This window comes from Luteitalea pratensis (genome assembly GCF_001618865.1).
Taxonomy (GTDB): Bacteria; Acidobacteriota; Vicinamibacteria; order Vicinamibacterales; family Vicinamibacteraceae; genus Luteitalea; species Luteitalea pratensis.
On record NZ_CP015136.1, the window covers coordinates 51,963 to 72,958 of the forward strand.

Genomic DNA, 20,996 nt, shown 5'->3' on the forward strand with positions numbered 1-20,996 from the left:
GCGGTTCGAGTGAAAGTAGATCTAGAAGAACTCGAATTCCACAGGCCGCGGATTGCCGCTCGCCGTCAGCTCGTTTGGAGCGCGCGTGGTTGACCGCTGAGCCTGCGACTCGAGGTGGCTACATGTCACTGGACGTGAGCAGTCGAATCGGTCCGTACGAGATCGTCGCCCTGATCGGAACCGGAGGGATGGGCGAGGTGTACCACGCCAAGGATTCCCGCCTCGACCGGTCCGTAGCCATCAAGGTGCTCACCTCTGCGCGTGGTGTCGAGCGCCACGAGCTCGATCGGTTCAAGCGTGAAGCTCGTGCGATTGCGCGAGTGAACCACCCTTCCATCTGTACTGTCCACGATGTCGGCGAACACGAGGGTGTTCCGTTCCTTGTTATGGAGCTTCTTGAAGGGGAAACGCTCGCCGAACGTTTGGAACTCGGCGCACTGCCGGTCGATCGCGCTGTGGCGATCGCGGCAGAGATCGCCGCGGCGCTCGATGCCGCCCACAACAAGGAGGTGGTTCATCGCGACCTCAAGCCCAGTAACGTGATGCTCACGCCCAACGGCGTGAAGCTCCTCGATTTCGGTCTCGCGAAGCTCCGGGATGGTGACTATCGAGAAGGTGCACATGAGCCCACGAAGAGCGTGCCCTTGACTCGCGACGGAGAGCTCCTTGGTACGCTGCCATACATGGCGCCCGAGCAAATCGAAGGACAGGAGACTGACACGCGGACAGACATCTTCTCGTTCGGCGTGATGCTCTTCGAGATGATGACTGGCCGGCGACCGTTCGCCGGGAACACACGTTCGGCACTGATCGCCGCCATCGTCGGTGCGCAACCCTTGTCGGCTTCGAGCCTCCAGCCGGGCATCTCACCGGCGCTCGAGCGAGTGATCGAGCGGTGTCTCGCAAAGGAGAGGAAGAGTCGCTGGCAAACAGCGCGCGATCTCGCGACAGAGCTCGAATGGATTGCGGCTGGTGCGCACAGTCAAGCCGTGCGGTCGACATTCGGCCGCCGACAACGCTGGCGACTCATTCTGATCGGCCTCGTTGCGGTGATAGCGCTCACCGGCCTCGTGCTGGTCGCAATGATGGCTCTCGCGCCACCAGCCGCAGCCGTAGCCAGGTACACAAGGGTGACGTTCCGACACGGCGCCGTATCGTCCGCGCGGTTCACGCCCGACGGCCGGAGCTTCGTGTACAGCGCGAGCTGGGAGGGACAGCCGTACAACATGTTTCTTGGCCGTCCCGAGGGTCTTGATGCGCGCGACCTGTCGTTGCAAGCGGGAAGGATCCTTGCGATCTCACCATCGAATGAGATGGCCGTTCTCTTCGGACCACAGAACGTCAATCGAGCTTTTGGCGCTCGAACGCTCGCGCGAGTTCCGCTGGCCGGCGGCGCGCGACGCGACCTGCTCGACGGGATCGTGGACGCCGATTGGATCGCAGGAACGAACGAACTCGCCGTCGTACGCGATCCGGGGAATGGCCGTCCATGGAGGGTCGAGTTTCCCGTGGGCACCGTCGTCCATGAAGCGCGCGCTGCGTGGTCGCTGCGTGTCTCGCCCGACGGAATCCGTGTCGCATTCTTCGAGGGGCCGGGACTGTTCACGACCGAGCCAGAGGCGATGATCACCGTCGTCGATCGGTCCGGTCGCAAATCAACGCTCTCGAAGAACTGGGCCGGAATCGGTCTGGCTTGGTCTCGACTGACGGACGAAATCTGGTTCACGGCTACGGACGGCGGCAGACAGGCTCCGTGGCTGCAGTCGATCTCCCTCGCAGGTGTGGAGCGGACGATTCAGCGCGCGCCCGATTGGCTCGTGCTCCACGACATTTCTGCCGACGGCCGTGTGCTAGTTTCTCGAAACAGCATTCGAATCAACCTCGCCTGCCAGCTGCCGGGCGACGTGACGGAACGTGACCTGAGCTGGGGCTTGGCTGGGACCGTGCGCGATCTATCGGCCGATGGGCGAACACTGGTCTTCAGGGAACTACTTGGTAACGATCTCAGGTCGACCACCGCGTTCACCTATCGCCGGCCGCTCGATGGGTCGCCAGCCGTTCGCCTCGGCGTCGGCGACCCTCAGTCGATTTCTCCGGATGCGAGGTGGGTCCTCGCCCGGCTCAAGGACAGTCTGATCCTCCTACCAACTGGTTCCGGTTCTGTGGTCGATCTACCAAAAGGCAATCTGGTGCGAGTCAGCGCGGGCGCCTGGCTGAGCGACTCGAAGCGGGTCGTCATCACTGGAGATGCCGGCAACAACAGACCTCAAGGCTACATTCAGGACATCCCTAGTGGCATCCCTCGGCCGATCACATCGGAAGGCGTCGTCCTGGCCGCCAAGGCTGCCGTCCGCGAGAACACGTCGGTGCTGGGTCGATCCGGCGGTCGTTGGGCTCTTTATCCGATTGAAGGGGGCCCCGCGCAGCCCGTGCCCGCGATCGCCTCAACGGACATCCCGATTCGATGGAGCGATAAGGGTCGAGTCATTTATATCGTTGATAATACGGACGGACCAGGTCAACCGGGCCGACCCACAGCTGACGTTTTTCGTGTCGACATCGTGACCGGACGCCGAACCCATTGGAAAACGCTGGCGCCGTCCGATCCCGTGGGGGTCGAAATCGATCGTGGATCGGTCGTTGTCGCAGAGGATGGACGAGCGTACTGCTACTCCTTCCTCCGTCGTTTGGGAGATCTGTTCGTCGTTGACGGACTCAAATGAGCGGACAGTATCGCTTCAGCGATTTTGTGCTGGATCTCGATGCACGTGAGTTGCGACGTGGAGTCGATTCGATTGCTCTTTCACCGAAGGCATACCAGCTACTCGAGATCCTCGTTGCTGAGCGACCGAAGGCCCTCTCGAAACTGGAGCTCCAGGAACGCCTTTGGCCCGACACGTTCGTGGTCGAGAAGAACCTCGTCAATCTCGTCGCCGAGATTCGCGCTGCGCTCAGCGATGATGCGACACACGCCCGATTTGTCCGGACGGTCCCTCGATTCGGGTACGCGTTTCGAGAATCGGCTGCAGCCATGGTCGAGAAAAGTTCGGCTCCTGAGACGAGCGTCCGTTTCCGGCTCCGCTGGCCCGACGGCCGCGCCGCTCTGAAAGAGGGTGAACATGTGCTCGGCCGCGACCCCGACCTCGAGCTGTTCATCGACGCGCCCAGCGTGTCGCGGCGTCATGCCTTGATCAGAGTCTCTGGCGCCGACGCGACCATCCAGGATCTGGGGAGCAAGAACGGGACGTTCGTTGCTGATCGATCCGCCAGCGTTCCCACGCCGCTCACTGATGGCGATGTGATCCGCCTCGGCTCGGTCGAATTGACGTTCTCCGCCGTAAGCGTGCAGTATTCGACCCGCACCGAGGCAGCTCGCAAGCCCTGAGATCTGAGGAATCAGAGTGGTTGGACGATGAATTCAGTCCAGTCTAAACAGCCGCAAAGGGACGGCCTGAGCCATCGCTCGCGTGCCTGCGTCGTTGGGATGCAAGTGATCCCCGCTGTCGTACACGGGTGACAATCGCGTCGGGTGATCAGGATCACGCAGCGCGCGATCGAAGTCGATCATGCCATCGTACTCCCCAGCGCTACGGATCCACTCGTTGATCGCTTGCCGCTTCTGCTCCCCCTCTGGTGAGTAGAAGCCCGGCATGGTAGCGCCCTCGAACGGGGGCAGGGTGGCGCCGAAGATCTTGATCCCGCGCAGGTGTGCCCGCTCGATCAGTTGGCGGTACCCGGCAATGAGTTCATCGACGCTGACGGCCTCCGAAGCGGGCGCGCCGATGTCATTGATACCAAGAAGCACGATCGCACAACCCACGGCAGGCTGGGCGACAACGTCGCGATCGAAACGCGCAAGGCCGGCTGCGCCCAGTAACTGCGCCACCGGGCCCGTTCCGGGACGGAGCAGCCGATTGCCTATGATTCCCTGGTTGAGCACCGCCAGATGATCGAGGCTCGGTCGAGCTTGCAGCCGCTCTGACAACATGTCCGGCCATCGTCGGTTTGCATTGATCGTCGAACCGGCTCCATCGGTGATCGAATCTCCCAGGACGACGATCGCTTCGGCACGCCTAGACGCGTCCACCTGGACGCCTGTGAGCAACGGCCACGATCCGATAGGGCTAGACGGTAGCAGCGTGCCGGCATCCGTGAGGTCCCCCGAGTCGGGCGCCGACACATAAGACGTCTGCAACCCAAGGAGGTGCACGGTGCTCACGGAGGTTGGATGCGGGAGGTAGATGCTGACGGCCAGCTCGGATAGCGGGGGCGCATCCAGCGCCACAGGATCGCTCAGGACCGGAGCACCCGCCGGAATGGTGATCGAAGGAACGCCGCCAAACGTCAGCGCTCGATCGGTCGCTGGGTCGATGCTTTCAGCCACACTCCGAAGAGCGATGCGGGCAGCACCGATGACGATGCGCTGCGTCCCCAGCTCGTTGGACAACCTAACTCGCACCTGATTGCCGCCAATTGAAGTACGTACGATCAGACGGAGCGTCTGATTGCTGTACTGCGATGGCGCCCCGATCACGCCCTGGGGAGCCGTGGCCCAGCTGCCAACCCAATGCCCGTCTCCCAGAGCGTTGGCAGACACATCCTGGTGGAGAGTGCTGCTCGTCGTAACGGTGAGCGCGGCGGCGGTGAGCAACGCGCGACGCCAACGCGTATTCAGTTTCAGCATGCTTACCTCCGATGTTCGCCGAATGGCCGTCGGCGCTGAGCGCCGCGAACGCGAGCTCGGCAAGAACGACGATGTCGCTTTCTCGTCTATCGCGATCGGAATCCATCACGAATCTTCCGAATGATGTCGACACGGCTTCGCAGGATCGCGATGGTATGGTTCGCGCGAGACGAAGTCGCAGGGCGTAGGCAGGAATTCTGCAGGTTACGAAACGAAGGCACCGTCAGTCGATTGCCAGTGAGATTTGGGGTTCTTAGATCCGGGAACCTCACGCTGCACGGATGAGCCAGAGTCGAAAATCTCTCCCAATCATGGCGGGTTGCTCGATGGAGCCGACAGAAAAGTTCGACGCGATAGCCGAGCGTTCGCGGATCATCTTGCGCGTTCGCACGTTCTTCCTCCATGCTGACGGCCGGCCCGCGTTCCTCGTACCGAATGCCTTAGTGAAGAATCTTCCAGATCAGCCGACACAGGCGGTGTGCGATGGCACCGATGGCTTGAGCGTGTCCAAGGCGTGGGACGAGGCGGCGATACACGTTGGCGAAGATTGCGCGCGCCGCTTGCTGCATGCGGCGGGCGCTGATACCCGGCAGGACCAGCGACGCACCCCCCTGCGGCTCGACCCGCGATTGACGCGGGCAGTGTCGCCCAGAAGAGCCAGGCGAACTACTGCACAACTTCCTGCACAATCCCAGACTGCGGTGGCTGGCGCGCGGAATCATTAGCAATTTCTTCACACACGCGGTGTGATGAAAGCGCGGAGCTGCAATGGCAGATGTCGGGATTTCTGGCCGAATTTGCGCAGGTCTCAGACCGAAAAACCGTCACCCCTCGATCGAGGCGTTTGCGCAAGTGCCTACTTTACGTATACTTAACGCTTGCGGTGAGGTGGCCGAGAGGCTGAAGGCGGCGGTTTGCTAAACCGTTGTAGGGGCTAAAACCTCTACCGAGGGTTCGAATCCCTCCCTCACCGCCAGCCTTCGCTCGCGTATGGCTTCGCTGGAGCCGCGAGCTTCGGCTCGGCAAGCCCCCGGAGACGCCTTTGTCTTTGGAGTGCGAGCTGGGCTCGGGCAGCCCCAACAGCACCTGTCGCGCCGACGCGGACCGCGGCATACTGACCCTCCCAGTGCCTGAACACACTTTCCCGCCACGCGTCCGTTTCGCGCCCTCGCCTACGGGCTACCTGCACGTCGGTGGCGCCCGTACCGCCCTCTTCAACTGGCTGCTCGCGCGGCACACCGGCGGTGCCTTCGTGCTTCGCATCGAGGACACCGACATGGAGCGGTCCTCGGATGAGATGGTGCAGGGCATCCTCGACGGCATGCGCTGGCTGGGGCTGACGTGGGATGAAGGTCCTGGCGTCGGCGGTCCCCACGGGCCGTACTTCCAGTCACAACGCCTGGACCGGTACCGCGCCGTCGCGGCGCAGTTGGTGGCCAGCGGTCACGCCTATTACGACTACCGGGGCGCCGACGCGCGCGCCACGGCGAGCGAGACGGGCGATGGTGGACCCTCGGCTTTCGGCCCCAAGCAGTACGACGAGACGAGCGTCTCGTTGAGCGCCGAGGAAGTCGTCGAACGTGAGGCGGCCGGCATGCCGCGCGCCGTCCGCTTCCGCGTCCCACCCGAGGGGCGCACGGTGTTTGCCGATGCCGTCCACGGCGAGATCGGCTTCGACAACGCTGGTCTCGAGGACTTCGTGATCCTGCGGTCCGACGGCTGCCCGACCTACCACCTGTCGGTCGTCGTCGACGACATGGACATGCAGATCACGCAGGTGATCCGCGGTGACGACCACATCTCGAACACGCCCAAGCAGGTGCTGCTGTACGAGGCACTCGGTGCACCGGTGCCCGGCTTCGCGCACGTCCCGTTGATCCTGGGCCCCGACAAGAAGCGCCTGAGCAAGCGCCATGGCGCGACATCGGTCATGGAGTACTCCGCGCAGGGAGTGGTTCCGGAGGCAATGGTGAACTTCCTCGCCCTCCTCGGGTGGTCCCCCGGCACCGACCAGGAACTCTTCTCGGCCGACGAACTCGTCGAGCGCTTCGATCTCGAGGGCATCAGCGGCGGCAATGCCGTCTTCAACCCCGAGAAGCTCGAATGGATGAACAACCAGCACATCATGCAGATGTCCGACGATGTGCTGATTGCGCAGGCCCGCCCGTGGCTCGAGCAGGCCGGGCTCTGGCGCGCCGACTTCGACGGTCCAGGGCGTCCGTGGCTCGTGCGCGCGCTGGCGCTGCTGCGCCCCCGCGCCAAGCGACTTGGCGATATCCCCGAGGGCCTCGGGCCGCTTGTACGCCCGGTGGTGTTCGATCCCGCCGCGGCCACAAAACATCTGACGCCGCAGATGGGGGCGCACCTCGACGCCCTCGCGACGACGCTTGCCGACACCGCGCCTTTCGATCCCGCGACGATCGAGCAGGCCGTCCGGGGCACGGCCGAAGCCCGCGGCGTGAAGCCAGGCGTCTTCATGCAAGCGGTGCGGGTGTCGCTCACCGGTCGCACCGTCAGTCCAGGCCTGTTCGAGACGATCGAGCTACTGGGACGCGATGAGAGCCTCGCGCGCATTCGCGCCGGCGCTCGTCGCGCGGGGCCTGCCTGACCCCCCGACCATCCATATGCGAGCGGCAGACCTCCATCGCCAGTCGTTCGATGTCCTCGTGGTCGGCGGCGGCATCATCGGCTGCGGTGTCGCCCGCGATGCGGCCAGCCGCGGCCTGCGGGTGGCGATTTTCGAACAGGACGATTTCGGAAGCGGCACATCCGCCGGCTCCACGCGCCTGATCCACGGTGGCCTCCGCTACCTCGAGATGCTCGACCTCCCGCTCGTCCGCCTCGACCTGCGCGAGCGCGAGACGCTCCTGCGGATCGCCCGGCACCTGGTCAAGCCGCTACGCTTCCTGCTGCCGTTCTACGACGCCTCGTCGTTCGCGCGGCTGAAGATGCGCGCGGGCATGTGGCTCTACGACGCCCTCAGCTACGACCGTACCCTCGATGGACATCGCATGCTCTCGGCCGACGCGGTCCGCGCCGCCGAGCCGCGCCTCGTGCGCGCCGGCCTGCAGGGCGCGGCATCATACTCGGACGCGCAGGCAGCGATGCCCGAGCGCCTCTGCATCGAGAACATCGTCGACGCGGCGGACGCCGGTGCCGCCGTCTGCAACTACTCCCGCGTCGTCGCCGCCGTCGTGACCGATGGCCGCATGCGTGGCGTGCGCGTGCAGGACGCGATCGCGCAACGCGAGGTCGAGGTGTCCGGGCGCGTAGTCGTGAACGCGTCCGGCCCCTGGTTCGACCGCACCGCGGGTGTGCTGCAGCAGTCACCGCGGCCACGCGTCCGAACCACACGAGGCATCCACATCGCGTGCGACAACCCTCCAGCCAACGCGCTCGCGCTGCCCTCTGCGGTCGACGGCCGGCTGATGTTCGTGATTCCCTGGCTCGGGCACGCGTGGGTCGGCACCACCGACATCGACTACAACGATGATCCTGGCGACGTCGCGGCCACGCCCGCCGAGGTCGAGTACCTGCGACGATCGGTGGAGCCGTTGGTCGGCAGCCTCGGCGACGTGTTCTTCACCAATGCGGGCGTACGGGCGCTCGTCCGGCGCAATGGCGATGCTTCCGCCGTCACCCGTTCGCACCGGGTGATCGCCGAGCAGAACCCCGTCGGGCTGGTGTCGATCATCGGCGGCAAGCTGACTGGCTACCGGGCGATTGCGGAGGAAGCGACACAGCGCGTGTGCCGTCTGCTGGACGTGCCGGCGCGCTGCACGACCGCGACGACGTCGCTGCCCGGCGCCCGCCCTGAAGGCCGCCTGCCGGCCGAGCTCAACGAGTCGCAGCGAGCGCACCTCGCCACGCTGTATGGCAGTCGTCGCACGGAAGTGCTGCACCTGGTGGAGGAGCGGCCGGAACTCGCCCAATTGCTCATGGACGACGAGCCGGACGTCGCCGCACAGGTCGTGCACGCGGTCCGCCACGAGGCGTGTGAGCGTGTCGCCGACTTCGTGTTCCGGCGTTCGCAGCTCGCCTTCACCCCACACCGCGGTCGTCCGGCCCTGGCTCGCATCGCCGCCGTCATGCGCGAGGAACTGGGCTGGTCAGATCAGCGTGTTGCCGAAGAACTGACGCGTTGCCGCAGCCTCCTCCTCCGCACCGACGGCGACCACCCCGTGACCCTCGACTCGTTTGCCAACCTTGACTGATTCCGAGGTGCTCGCATGATACCCGTTCGCTTCACGCCGGAGACCTGCCGTACCGCCACCCGCACGCTGGCACGCCGCGACCTGGTGCTGGCGCGCTTGATCAAGGCGCACGGCCCGTGCACGCTCGGCACCCGGATACGACGCGACAGCTTCGCGGCCCTGGTGCGCGCCATCGTCTTCCAGCAACTCTCGACCGGCGCCGCCACCACCATCTACACGCGCGTCATGGCGACGATGAACGTGACCGCCTGCCCACCGCCGGCGACGTGGCTGTGCACGCCCGCGGAGAGCCTGCGCTCGGCCGGCCTCAGCACGCAGAAGACGCGGTACATCCTCGACTTGTGCCGGCACGTCACCGACGGCTCGCTCGACACGCGCCGGCTGCACAGGATGTCGGACGACGACGTCATCGCCACGCTCACGCAGGTGAAGGGCATCGGCCGCTGGACCGCCGAGATGTTCCTGATGTTCCACCTGCAACGACCCGACGTGCTGCCGCTTGGTGATCTCGGCGTCGTGACCGGGTTCGCGAAGGTCTATGGCAATGGCACGAAGTTCACGGCCGACGAGATGACGGCGCACGCCGAGGCATGGCGTCCGTACCGGAGCATCGGCTCGTGGTACATGTGGCGAGCGCTCGAGGCGAAGTAACGCCTAACGCCTGACGCCTGACGCCTAAAGACGCCTCGCTGGGACAGCGCGGTACTACCCTACTGTGACCGCTCGAGAATGAGGTAGCCGCGGGCTGTCCCAGCGGAATGCATCGACTCGCAAGGTTCCCCATTGATGACAGGACGATTCGCATCTGCCCTCGCCGTGCTGTTGACGCTCGGCATCGCGCTTTCCGCCCAGCAGCCACCCGCGCAGCCGCCGCCCGCGTCGCCGCCACCCGCGGTTCCTGCGGCTGACGCGAAGAAGGAACCGGCCTGGGACATCACCGCCCCGCTCGGACCGACACACGTCGTCGAGTTCGAGACCGACGAAGGCACCTGGATGAACGTGGACGTCAGCCCGGACGGGCAGACGATCGTATTCGACCTGCTGGGAGACCTCTACACGATGCCGATCGCAGGATCGGGATCGGGCCTGGCCACGCGCGTCACGAGCGGGCCGGCGTTCGACATGCAGCCGCGCTTCAGTCCCGATGGCAAGCGCATCGCGTTCAGCAGCGATCGCGACGGCCTGTGGAACATCTGGGTGATGAACGCCGATGGCAACAAGCCGTCGCTGGTCTCGAAGGAGAACCGCTGGTTCGTCAACAGCCCGACGTGGGCGCCAGATGGCCAATCGATCTACGCGCGAAAGCATTTCGTCAAGCAGCGCTCCCTCGGCGCGGGAGAGATCTGGCAGTTCCACGTGGCAGGCGGCGATGGCCTGCAGGTCACCGAGAAGAACGGGTGGCAGAAGGATGCCGGCGAGCCGGCGATCTCGCCCGACGGCCAGGTCCTCTACTACAGCAAGGACGTCACGCCCGGGGAGACCTTCGAATACAACAAGGACCCGTTCGGAACGATTTACGCGATCATGCGGCGCGACCTGAAGACCGGCAAGGAACGGTCGGTCACGGCACGGCCGGGCGGCTCGATCACGCCGCGCGTCTCCCCCGATGGCAAGTCGCTCGCATTCATCCGTCGTGTCGACCTCGGCAGCCGCCTGTTCGTGCGTGACCTCGCAACCGGCGTCGAGCGCAGCGTGTTCGACGGTCTCGACAAGGACCTGCAGGAAGCGTGGGCGGTGCACGGCGTGTATGCGCAGTACGCGTGGACGCCGGACGGCAAGGGCTTCGTCATCTGGGGCAGGGGCGGCCTGTGGCGCGTCGATCTCGCCTCGAAGACCGGCACCAGGATCCCGTTCCGCGCCGGGGTCGAGCAGACGGTCAACGACCCGCTGCGGTTCAGTCGCGAGGTGGCGCCAGAACGCGTCCCGGTGCGGATGCTGCGACATGTGAAGGTGGCGCCCGACGGCCGCAGCGTGGTGTACAGCGCTCTCGGGCACCTGTACGTACGCGGACTGCCCGATGGCGAGCCGCGTCGCCTCACGCAGGACCCGGCCCACGAGGCGTGGCCCACGTTCTCTCCCGACGGCCGCCAGATTGCGTACGTGACCTGGGATGACGAGGCGAGGGGCCGGCTGAAGGTGATTGGCACCGACGGGCAGGGCGGCCGTGACGTCATCGCCACACCGGGACAGTACGCGGCCCCCTCGTTCTCGCCAGATGGCGCGTCGATCGTGTACCGCGCCACGGGACCCGATACCGGCCGCGACATCAACTATGCCGCCGAGAGCGGCGTGTTCATCGTGCCTGCCGCGGGCGGTACATCGAAGAAGGTCTCCGATGGCGGCCAGGAGCCACTCTTCAACCGCGATGGGACGCGGATCTTCCTTCGCGAGCGTCGCGGAGATCAGGCCGTGCTCCGCAGCGTCACCCTCGAGGGCGGCGACGAGATCGTCCACGTCCAGTCCGAGAACGCGATCCAGATCGTGCCGTCGCCGGACAACAAGTGGGTGGCGTTCGAGGAGCGCTTCCGTACCTACGTGATGCCGTTGCCGGCCACAGGACGCCCGGCGACCATCGCGCCTGGCGGGTCCGCCTACCCGGTGGCGCAGGTGTCGCGCGACACCGGCTTCTCGCTGCATTGGTCGGCCGACAGCCAGCGCGTGCACTGGGCGCTCGGTCCCGAGCTGTACACGCGCGACCTGACGAAGACGTTCGCCTTCGTCGAAGGCGGTCAGGACGTCCCGTCGCCGCCGGAAACGGCCGGCGTCAACATCGGCTTCACGCAGGCGAGCGACGCGCCGGCGGGCGAGATCGCCCTGGTCGGCGCCCGCATCATCACCATGGCCGGCACCGGACGCGCCGAAGTGATCGACCACGGCGACATCGTCGTCCGCAGCAACCGCATCGTGGCAATCGGTCCGGCGGGTCGGGTCACCATTCCCTCGGGCGCGACGCGGATCGACGCGACCGGCAAGACGATCATGCCCGGCATCGTCGACGCCCACGCGCACCTGGGGGGACCAGGTGACGGGCTGATCCCGCAGGCCAACTGGCCGCTGATGGCCAACCTGGCGTTCGGCGTCACCACGTCGCACGATCCGTCCAACGACACCGAGACCGTGTTCACGATGTCCGAGATGGTGCGAACGGGCGCGCTGGTCGGGCCGCGGCTGTTCTCGACGGGCACCATACTCTACGGCGCGGAAACGCCGTTCAAGTCCGTGGTCAGCTCGATCGAGGATGCTCGCTCGCACATGCGTCGCATGAAGGCCGTTGGCGCCTTCTCGGTCAAGAGCTACAACCAGCAGCGCCGGGATGCACGGCAGATGATCATCAAGGCCGCACGCGAGCAGGAGATGCTCGTCGTGCCGGAGGGCGGCTCGCTGCTCTACTACAACGAGACCATGATGCTCGACGGCCATACCGGCATCGAGCACAACCTGCCGGTGCCGAACCTGTACAAGGACGTGACGACGCTCTTTGCAAAAAGCGGCCTCGGCTACACGCCGACGCTCATCGTCTCGTACGGATCGCAGAGCGGCGAGAACTACTGGTACCAGCATGACGACGTGTTCCGGAACGAGCGGCTGATGACGTTCGTGCCGCGCGACGTCGTGCTGCCGCGGGCGCGGCGCCGCGGCATGTCGTCGTCGGACGACTACGCGCACGTGCTCGTCTCGAAGGGCGCCAAGGCGGTGCTCGCGGCTGGAGGGAAGGTCCAGCTCGGCGCCCACGGACAGCTGCAGGGCCTCGGTGCGCACTGGGAACTCTGGATGCTGCAGCAGGGCGGCATGACCAACCTCGAGGCACTCCAGGCGGCGACCATCGCCGGCGCGCAGTATCTCGGCCTGGACAAGGACCTGGGCTCGCTCGAAACCGGCAAGCTCGCCGACCTCATCGTGCTCGACGGCAACCCGCTCGCCGACATCCGCCAGAGCCAGACGGTGCGGATGGTGATGGCCAACGGGCGGCTGTATGATGCGGCCACGTTGAACCAGCTGGCCCCCGTCGCCCAGCCGCGGAAGAAGCTGTATTGGGAGAGGTAGAGCACAGTCGGCCTTGGGCCGTCGGCCGTCGGCCTTCGGTCTTCAACATTAGGCATTAGGCATTAGGCATTACCTGAGCTCTCCACATGCCCGTCCAATCAGTCGCGAAGGTTCACCCCGTCATCGTCGTCGGCTCCGGTGCGTCGGGCGGCATGGCGGCGTGGAACCTGACCCGCCAGGGCGTGGACGTGCTGCTGCTGGACGCCGGCGAGAAGTTCGATCGGGCGAAGTTCTGGACGCACGTGACGCCGTGGGAAGACCGGGCGCGGCGGGCGCGCGGCGAGCGGCCGCCCGAGTTCTTCCTCGACACGAAGGAGCAGCCGTACCTCACGCCGGAGGGCAAGGACTTTCAGCTCAACCGCGCCTGGGGCATCGGCGGCAAGACCAACGTCTGGGGCCGCGTCAGCCTGCGCTACAGCGAGATGGACTTCCGTGCCGGCGAGCGCGATGGCTGGGACATCCCGTGGCCCATCCACTACAGCGACCTCGCGCCGTACTACGACAAGGTCGACCAACTGATTGGCGTGTGTGGCGGCGACGACGACTCGGAGGTGCTGCCGGGCAGCAAGTACTTCCTGCCGCCTCCGCAGATGCGGTGCGCCGAGGTCGCGATGTGGCGCGCGAGCGCGACGATCGGGATCCCGTTCGTCCGCGGCCGGCGCGCCAACATGACCAAGCCGGTGCGAGGCTTCCCGGCGTGCCACTACTGCGGCCAATGCGGGCGTGGCTGTGACACCGCCTCCTTCTTCTGTTCGGCCGACCACCTGCTGCCGGACGCGATGAAGACCGGCAAGCTCGAGATCCGGTCCAACGCCGTCGCCGCCCGCGTCCTCGTGGACGACAAGGGCCTCGCGAAGGGCATCCAGTACTTCGATCGAAAAACCGGCGCGGAGCAGCAGGTGCTCGGCAAGGTCGTCGTCATCGGTGCGAGTTGCGTGGACACCACGCGCATCCTGCTCAACTCGACGTCCTTGCATCATCCCAACGGCATCGGCAACGGCAGCGACGTCATCGGCCGCTTTCTCTGCGAGCAGATCCGCTTGAACGCCCGCGGCTTCATGCCGTCGCTGTACGGCAAGGCGGCGACCGACGACAAGGGCATCAGCGGCGAGCACGTGTACATGCCCCGCTTCAACCATCGTCCGGATCGCAAGCGCGACTACCTGCGCGGCTTCGGCATGCAATTCTGGAACACGGGCACCAACTCCGAGGGTGCCGGCCACTACGCGCGCGGGCTGCCTGGTTTTGGCAGCGGCTACAAGGACGAGGTCCGCAAGCGCTTCCCGGCTTATGTGGAACTCCACCCGTTCGGCGAGGTGCTGCCGTACGCCGACAACCGCATCACGGTGGACAAGGCGAAGACCGACAGGTACGGCGTGCCGCTGCTGCACATCGATTACTCGACGCGAGACAACGAGCGCAAGATGTTCGAGCACATGGCCGACACGCTCGAGGAGATCGCCCATGCATCGGGCATCGAGCTGTTCGATTACCGGCGCGGTGAAGCCGACCGCAACGGATCCGCGATTCACGAACACGGCACCTGCCGCATGGGCGACGATTCGAAGAAGTCGGCCCTGAACAAGTTCAACCAGATGCACGAGGTGAAGAACCTGTTCGTCGTGGACGGATCATCCTTCACGGCAGCGTCAGAGAAGAATCCGACGATCACGATCCTCTCGCTCGCCTGGCGCGCGACCGACTACCTCGCCGAGGAACTGAAGCGAGGCAACCTGTAGCGGCTTCGCTGCCGGCCTTCACCCTCGGCCTTGGGCCTTGGGCCGTCGGCGTTCATCGTTCAGCGTTCAGCGTTCGTCAGGTGACCATGATCCAATCGTCCGCGAAGGTCTACCCTGTCATCGTCATCGGTTCCGGCGCCTCCGGCGGCATGGCCGCGTGGAACCTCACCCGCCAGGGCGTCGACGTGCTGTTGCTCGATGCCGGCGAGAAGTTCGACCGGGCGAAATTCTGGACGCACGTGACGCCGTGGGATGCGCGGGTGCGCCGTGCGCGCGGCGAACAGCCGCCGCCGTTCGTGCTCGATCCGGAGGAACAGCCCTGGCTGACGCCAGCGGACCGTGATTTCGAGTTGATCCGCGTCTGGGGCCTCGGCGGCAAGACCAACATCTGGGGGCGCGTCAGCCTGCGCTACAGCGAGATGGACTTCCGTGCTGGCGAGCGCGACGGCTGGGACATCCCGTGGCCGATCCGCTACAGCGATGTCGCGCCGTACTACGACAAGGTCGATCAGCTGATCGGCGTGTGCGGCGGCGACGACGACTACGATTCGCTGCCGGGCAGCAAGCACTTCCTTCCACCGCCGGCGATGCGGTGCGCCGAGGTCGCGTTGTCTCGGGCCGGGCAGCGGCTGAAGATGCCGTTCGTCCGGATTCGTCGCGCCGTCAAGACGGTCGCGCACAATGGCTTTCCCGCCTGCCATCACTGTGGGCAATGCGGCCGCGGCTGTGACACGGCGTCGTTCTTCTGCTCGGCCGACCACCTGCTGCCGGATGCCCTGAAGACCGGCAAGCTCGAGATCCGCTCCAACGCCGTCGTCGCCCGCGTGCTCGTGGACGACAACGGCCTGGCGAAGGGCGTCCAGTACTTCGACCGAAAGACCGGCGTGGAGCGACAGGTGCTCGGCAAGGTCGTGGTGATGGGTGCGAGCTGCGTCGATACCACTCGCATCCTGCTGAACTCCACGTCTTCGCGGCATCCCAACGGCATCGGCAACGGCAGCGACGTCATCGGCCGCTACCTCTGCGAACAGGTGCGCTTCCATGCGCGCGGGTTCATGCCCGCCTTGTACGGGTCGGCGACCAGGGACGACCGCGGCATCGGCGGCGAGCATGCGTACATGCCGCGCTTCAACCACCGCGACGGCCACCGGCGCGACTACCTGCGCGGTTTCGGCATGCAGTTGTGGGCTACCGGCTGTCACGAGGACGGCGCCGGCCACTTCGCGGGACGCCTGCCAGGCTTCGGCACGGCGTTCAAGACTGATGTCCGCAAACACTACCCGGCCTGGGTGGAGATGCACCCCTACGGCGAGGTGCTGGGCTATCGCGACAACCGCATCACCGTCGACCCGACCAGGACCGATCGCTACGGAGTGCCGCTGCTGCACATCGACTACCGGATTCGCGAGAACGAGCGCGTGATGCTGCAGCACATGGGGGACACGGTCGAGGAACTCGCGAAGACTGCCGGAATCGAACTGGTCGACTACACGCGCGGCGCAACGGATCGGAACGGATCCGCCATCCACGAGCACGGCACGTGCCGCATGGGCGATGACCCGAAGAAGTCGGCACTGAACAAGTTCAACCAGATGCACGAGGTGAAGAACGTGTTCGTCGTGGATGGGTCGTCGTTCACCACCGCCTCGGAGAAGAACCCCACGATCACCATCCTGGCGATTGCCTGGCGAGCCACGGATTACCTGGCCGAGGAGATGAAGCGCGGCAACATGTAGCGGCTTCGCTGACGACCCGTCGTCCTTCGGCCCTCGGCCCTCGACATCAGGCATCTGGCAGGAGGCGTCAAGCGTCAAGCGTCAAGCCTCAAGCGTCAAGCGTTAGGCGCTAAGCGTTAGGCGTCAATGTCCGCCGCCGAGTTGGCGTCGCCACGGAGCCCGGTGTGGAATGGGGGTATGGCCCAGACCTTCCCTTCGCTGCGGTGCGCCGTGTTCGCCTTGGCGGTGCTGCTCGTCCTGACGACCCCGGTCCTTGCGCAGATGCCGAAAGCGCCGGCGCCCCAGGCAGCCCCTGTCGCGCCACCCGAGGCCGAACCACCGCCGGAGGAGATTGCGAACGACTCCCCGGCCGCCTCCGTCCGTGCCTTCCTCGAGGCGGCCAACCGCAGCCGCTGGGACGAGGCCGGCCGGTACCTGTCGCTCACCGCGGCCAACGCCTCCAGGCGACGGGAACTCGCCGAGCGGCTCAAGGGCGTCCTCGACAGCCGTCGGCTGATCGACGTCGACACCCTGTCCGGTGCGTCGGCGGGCAAGTTGGACGACGGTCTGCCGCCTCAGGTCGAGCAGGTTGCTGTGCTGGCGATCGACGGCGAGGACCAGCCACTGCGCTTGAGGCGCACCTCCGACAAGGTCGGCACGTACTGGGCGTTTTCGCCGATGACCGTCTCGCACATCGACGACTGGTACAGCGAGCTGCCCGACCGGTGGATTCGCAGCCTCCTGACTGGCGGTCGTACCAACTTTCTCCTGAGCGCCGGACCGCTCGGGCTGCTGTGGTGGCAATGGCTCGCACTGCCGATCCTGGCTGGCCTCTCCTGGGTCGCGGCGCGGTTGCTGCGGGGGGTGTCGGGGCCGCTGATCGGCATCATCACCGCACGCACGACCAATCCCTGGGTCGACCAACTCGCCGCCAGTCTCGGCCGGCCACTCACGCTGGCCTTCTCCTTGATGGTGTTCGGCCTCGGTTGCAGCGCCATGCAATTCAGCGCGTCCGCCCTCGGGTGGGTGGGCGCGCTGGTGCGGTCAGGCCTGGTGTTTGCCCTGTTCTGGGCGCTCTGGCGCACGATTGCCGTGTTCGCGGCGTTGACGCTCACCAGGCCGTGGGCACGGACCAATCCCGCCACGCTCAGCCTGTTGACCGTGGGTTCCAACATCCTCCGGGGGGCGGTCGTGGCGCTCGGCGTGCTGGCCATGGTCGCGGCCCTGGGCTATCCGGTCGGCACTGTGCTCGCTGGCCTCGGCATCGGAGGCCTGGCGCTGGCGTTCGGCGCGCAGAAGACCGTGGAGAACGTCTTCGGCTCCATGGCGCTCGCCGTCGACCAGCCGTTGCGGGTCGGGGACCTCGTCAAGGTCGAGGACTTCGTCGGCACCGTCGAGGACATCGGCCTGCGTTCGACGCGGTTCCGCACGCTCGACCGGACGGTGGTCAGCATTCCGAACGGCAAGCTGGCCGACCAGCGGCTCGAGTCGTTCCAGTTGCGTGACCGGATGCGGCTCGCGACGACGGTGGGACTGACGTACGCCACGACGCGGCAGCAGATGCAGGCCGTGCTCGCGGGCTTCGAGCGGGTCCTGCGGTCGCATCCCCGCATCTGGGCGGACACGGTGATCGTCAAGTTCGAGGCGTTCGGCTCGAGCTCGCTCGATATCGAAGTCATGGCCTGGTTCGAGGTGACGACTTGGACGGCGTTCGAGGAGTGCCGGCAGGACGTGCTGCTCGAGTTCATGCAGGTGGTCGAAGAAGCCGGCTCGAGCTTCGCCTTTCCGACACGGACCATCCATCTCGTACAAGATCAGCCGTCGCGGAGTCCAGTCGATCCGCGCCCGGCGTGACGGCAAGAGCCAAGCATCAAGTCATTCACGATTCTTGGGGTGCCGCGACCTTGTCGTGACCGCTATTCTGGGAGGATGCGCCGCCTCGATTCTCCTCAACGGCGTCAGCCACACACGCTACGTGCCGCGCTGATCCTGCTCGCCTCACTCGCCTTCGCACCCGCCATCGGTCGTGCGACCACGCAGCCTCCGCAGCACCCGACGTCCGATCAGGACACCCGGGAGGCAAGCGGCCACCTGATCGTCATCGTGAAGGACGGTCAGGGCGGACGCCTGCCGGGCGCGACCGTCGTGTTCTCGAGCCCCGGCGCCGACGCCGGCGGCGGTCCGCGCGTCCTGGTGACCGATGCGTCGGGTGAGGCGACGCTGGACGTGCCGCCCGGAGATTACCGGCTCGTGGTGGAACTCCCCGGGTTCGAACCGGCCACGGTCGAAGCGTCGGTGCGACCCTCGGAGACGGCCGAGGCCGTCGCGACCTTGTCGATCGGCGGATATGCCGAACAGGTGGCCGTGCGCGCCCAGCCTGAAACCTTCGTGCCGCCGACTGCCGATGGACAGGTCGAGACCTTGAGTCCGAAAGAGATCGAGCAATTGCCCGACGATCTCGATGAGCTCGCACTCGCGATCGAAGCCCTTGCTGGCGTCGGCGCGGAAATCCGCGTCAACGGATTCGAGGGTGGCGCGCTCCCGCCGAAGAACCAGATCCAGGTCGTGCGCATCCGGAAGGACCCGTTCAGCACCGACAGCATGGGCGCCGGGCAGGTGCGCGTCGAGATCATCACGCGTCCGGGCGGCTCCACGTGGACGCACGAGGTCTCGGCCGGACTCCGCGATCAGTCTCTGGACGCCCGGCCGCCCTTCTCGCAGGTCCACCCGGACGGACGCACGCGGCGGCTGAACTGGAGCTTCAGCGGCCCGATCGTCAGGCAGCGCTCGTCGATGTCGGGTCGTTTATCCGTGCGCGACGGCTACGATGCGCAGCCCATCATCGCCACGGGCGCCCCGACCGAGGTCCCGTCCCTGGCGAACACGGAGCACAGTCGCTTCGATGCCGAACTGCGCGTCGAGCACGCGATCAATGCCACCCAGACGCTGCGCGGCGAGTACCAACGCTGGGACTCGAGAGGCGACAACCTCGGCGTCGGTGAGTTCGAGCTGCCCGAGCGCGCGTTCAGCGACGACAGCATCGGCGATATCGCGCGGATCTCGGCCATCGGCACCATCGGCAGGCACTTGCTCAACGAGGTGCGGCTCGAGTACGTGGATATCCGCAACTCGGTGGACTCCGTGAGCAACGCCGTCGGCATCAACGTGCCCAATGCCTTCCGATCCGGCGGCGCCCAGCGGGCCGGTGGACGACGGGACCAGGAGATCGAGATCGCTCAGACCGTCGACCTGATCAGTCATCCGAAGCACAAGGTGCGATTCGGCTTCGAAACAGAGCTCGGGTGGACGCGCACCGACCGCATCGACAACTACGTCGGCGTGTTCACCTTCTCGAGCCTGGCTGACTACGAGGCGGGCACGCCGCAGCAGTTCTCGCGCCGCACCGGTAACCCGCTCGTGACGTACGACCGGCAGGAGTTCAGCTGGTTCGCCTACGACGAGGTCGAGATGCGCGAGGGCCTGCGCTTCGGCTTCGGCTTCCGGCACGACATCCAGTCGTTGCTCGACGATGCCAACAACATCGCGCCGCGGGCGAGCCTGTCCTGGACGCCGAAGGAGCGGCCGAAGACGACGGTGACGGCCGGCGTGGGTCTGTTCAACGAGTGGTACCAGCCGTGGGTGTACGAGCAGTCGCTGCAGCTCGATGGCACTCATCTGCGCGACGTCATCATCCGCGATCCCGGCTACCCCAATCCGCTGGACGGCCAGGGCGCGGAGGCCTTGCCGCCACCGAGCATCATCCGCGAGTCCGCCGCGGACCTCGACATGACGTACACGGCCCGCGCGTCGGTAGGCGTCGAGCATCGCTTCTCGCAACAGCTGCGCGTGCAGTTGAACGTCTATGGGCAGTCCGCGCAGGATCGGCTCCGGAGTCTCAACGCCAACGCGCCGGTCGCCGGCGTCTTTCCCGACCCCGAATTCGAGCGCATCACCGAGATCGAATCCACCGGTCGCGCGCGATCGGCGGGGTTCGACTCGAGCGTCCGGCTCGCGCGACAGGACGGCAAGGCGTCCGGCCTCGTGCGCTACCAGTACGCACAGGCGTGGAACGACTCCGACGGACCGACGACGCTGCCCGCAGACAGCCGGGACCTCGACGCGGAGTGGGGACCGGCGTCATGGGATGTGCGGCACCGCGTGTTCGGCTTCGTGCGCATGGAGTTGCCGATGGGACTGCGCGCCAACGCGTGGGGCGATCTCGCGTCGGGCGCGCCGTACACAGTACGTACGGGGCTCGACGACAACAGCGACACGGTCTTCACCGATCGGCCCGAGGGTCTCGGCCGCAACACCGAGCGCGGCACGTGGCAGCGCACGCTCAACCTGCGCCTCGGATGGCGCCCGGAGCTTCTCGATGGCGGGTCAGCCTCGGACGGTGCGACACCGGGTCCGAAGCCGAGTCCGCGCGGTGTCGAGTTCTACGCGCAGGCCTGGAACATTCTCAACGAGACCAACTTCTCGCGCTACGCCGGCGTGATGACCTCACCGTACTTCCTGCAGCCGACCGCCGCTGCGCCAGCGCGCCGATTCGATTTCGGAACACGGGTGTTTTTCTGAATAGTGGTAATGCCGGAATGCT

11 protein-coding genes and 1 tRNA gene are annotated in these 20,996 nt (G+C 66.0%); 11 read left to right on the forward strand and 1 reads right to left on the reverse strand.

From position 1 onward, the window contains the following. The first annotated feature begins 122 nt into the window (after positions 1–122). Positions 123–2,723: a serine/threonine-protein kinase gene (locus LuPra_RS00225; protein ID WP_110168899.1), complete on the forward strand. Its 2,601-nt coding sequence runs from the start codon at positions 123–125 to the stop codon at positions 2,721–2,723. Beyond that, positions 2,720–3,385, forward strand: a complete 666-nt coding sequence (locus LuPra_RS34185; protein WP_110168900.1) for an FHA domain-containing protein — start codon at positions 2,720–2,722, stop codon at positions 3,383–3,385. The genes LuPra_RS00225 and LuPra_RS34185 overlap by 4 nt, the downstream gene beginning before the upstream one ends. Positions 3,386–3,418: 33 nt before the next feature. Here LuPra_RS34185 and LuPra_RS00235 read toward each other — a convergent pair whose 3' ends face one another. Further along, a complete protein-coding gene (locus LuPra_RS00235) occupies positions 3,419–4,684 on the reverse strand; it encodes an SGNH/GDSL hydrolase family protein (RefSeq protein WP_110168901.1) in 1,266 nt (421 codons plus the stop codon). 882 nt (positions 4,685–5,566) lie between these two features. Here LuPra_RS00235 and LuPra_RS00240 point away from each other — a divergent pair. The 9 genes from LuPra_RS00240 to LuPra_RS00280 all read left to right on the forward strand — a co-directional run bounded on the left by LuPra_RS00240 (position 5,567) and on the right by LuPra_RS00280 (position 20,974). Next, a tRNA-Ser gene (locus LuPra_RS00240) sits at positions 5,567–5,660 on the forward strand. Between the two features lie 150 nt (positions 5,661–5,810). After that, positions 5,811–7,292 (forward strand): glutamate--tRNA ligase, encoded by a 1,482-nt coding sequence (gene gltX, locus LuPra_RS00245; RefSeq protein WP_110168902.1) that lies wholly within the window; start codon positions 5,811–5,813, stop codon positions 7,290–7,292. After that, the gene (locus LuPra_RS00250; RefSeq protein ID WP_110168903.1) at positions 7,240–8,898 is read left to right on the forward strand and encodes a glycerol-3-phosphate dehydrogenase/oxidase; all 1,659 of its coding nucleotides are present in this window, start codon (positions 7,240–7,242) and stop codon (positions 8,896–8,898) included. The genes gltX and LuPra_RS00250 overlap by 53 nt, the downstream gene beginning before the upstream one ends. 15 nt (positions 8,899–8,913) lie before the next feature. Continuing rightward, on the forward strand, positions 8,914–9,549 hold the full coding sequence (locus LuPra_RS00255) for a DNA-3-methyladenine glycosylase family protein (protein ID WP_110168904.1): 636 nt from the start codon (positions 8,914–8,916) through the stop codon (positions 9,547–9,549). 135 nt (positions 9,550–9,684) lie between these two features. Further along, a complete protein-coding gene (locus LuPra_RS00260) occupies positions 9,685–12,942 on the forward strand; it encodes an amidohydrolase family protein (protein WP_110168905.1) in 3,258 nt (1,085 codons plus the stop codon). Positions 12,943–13,028: 86 nt separating this feature from the next. Then, positions 13,029–14,681: a GMC oxidoreductase gene (locus LuPra_RS00265; RefSeq protein ID WP_110168906.1), complete on the forward strand. Its 1,653-nt coding sequence runs from the start codon at positions 13,029–13,031 to the stop codon at positions 14,679–14,681. Between the two features lie 86 nt (positions 14,682–14,767). Then, positions 14,768–16,417 (forward strand): GMC oxidoreductase, encoded by a 1,650-nt coding sequence (locus tag LuPra_RS00270; protein ID WP_110168907.1) that lies wholly within the window; start codon positions 14,768–14,770, stop codon positions 16,415–16,417. 177 nt (positions 16,418–16,594) lie between these two features. Then, positions 16,595–18,250 (forward strand): mechanosensitive ion channel family protein, encoded by a 1,656-nt coding sequence (locus LuPra_RS00275; RefSeq protein ID WP_110168908.1) that lies wholly within the window; start codon positions 16,595–16,597, stop codon positions 18,248–18,250. 75 nt (positions 18,251–18,325) lie between these two features. Continuing rightward, positions 18,326–20,974 carry a TonB-dependent receptor gene (locus LuPra_RS00280; protein ID WP_110168909.1) on the forward strand — a complete coding sequence of 883 codons (2,649 nt, stop codon included), beginning with the start codon at positions 18,326–18,328 and terminating at the stop codon, positions 20,972–20,974. The last annotated feature ends 22 nt before the right edge of the window (positions 20,975–20,996 follow it).

What these genes read in the sequence shown, in the direction of transcription:
- LuPra_RS00225 (WP_110168899.1), top strand. Translation starts at nt 123, where the DNA reads ATGTCACTGGACGTGAGCAGTCGAATCGGTCCGTACGAGATCGTCGCC.
- LuPra_RS34185 (WP_110168900.1), top strand. Translation starts at nt 2,720, where the DNA reads ATGAGCGGACAGTATCGCTTCAGCGATTTTGTGCTGGATCTCGATGCA.
- LuPra_RS00235 (WP_110168901.1), bottom strand. Translation starts at nt 4,684, where the DNA reads ATGCTGAAACTGAATACGCGTTGGCGTCGCGCGTTGCTCACCGCCGCC.
- LuPra_RS00250 (WP_110168903.1), top strand. Translation starts at nt 7,240, where the DNA reads ATGAGAGCCTCGCGCGCATTCGCGCCGGCGCTCGTCGCGCGGGGCCTG.
- LuPra_RS00255 (WP_110168904.1), top strand. Translation starts at nt 8,914, where the DNA reads ATGATACCCGTTCGCTTCACGCCGGAGACCTGCCGTACCGCCACCCGC.
- LuPra_RS00260 (WP_110168905.1), top strand. Translation starts at nt 9,685, where the DNA reads ATGACAGGACGATTCGCATCTGCCCTCGCCGTGCTGTTGACGCTCGGC.
- LuPra_RS00265 (WP_110168906.1), top strand. Translation starts at nt 13,029, where the DNA reads ATGCCCGTCCAATCAGTCGCGAAGGTTCACCCCGTCATCGTCGTCGGC.
- LuPra_RS00270 (WP_110168907.1), top strand. Translation starts at nt 14,768, where the DNA reads ATGATCCAATCGTCCGCGAAGGTCTACCCTGTCATCGTCATCGGTTCC.
- LuPra_RS00275 (WP_110168908.1), top strand. Translation starts at nt 16,595, where the DNA reads ATGGCCCAGACCTTCCCTTCGCTGCGGTGCGCCGTGTTCGCCTTGGCG.
- LuPra_RS00280 (WP_110168909.1), top strand. Translation starts at nt 18,326, where the DNA reads ATGCGCCGCCTCGATTCTCCTCAACGGCGTCAGCCACACACGCTACGT.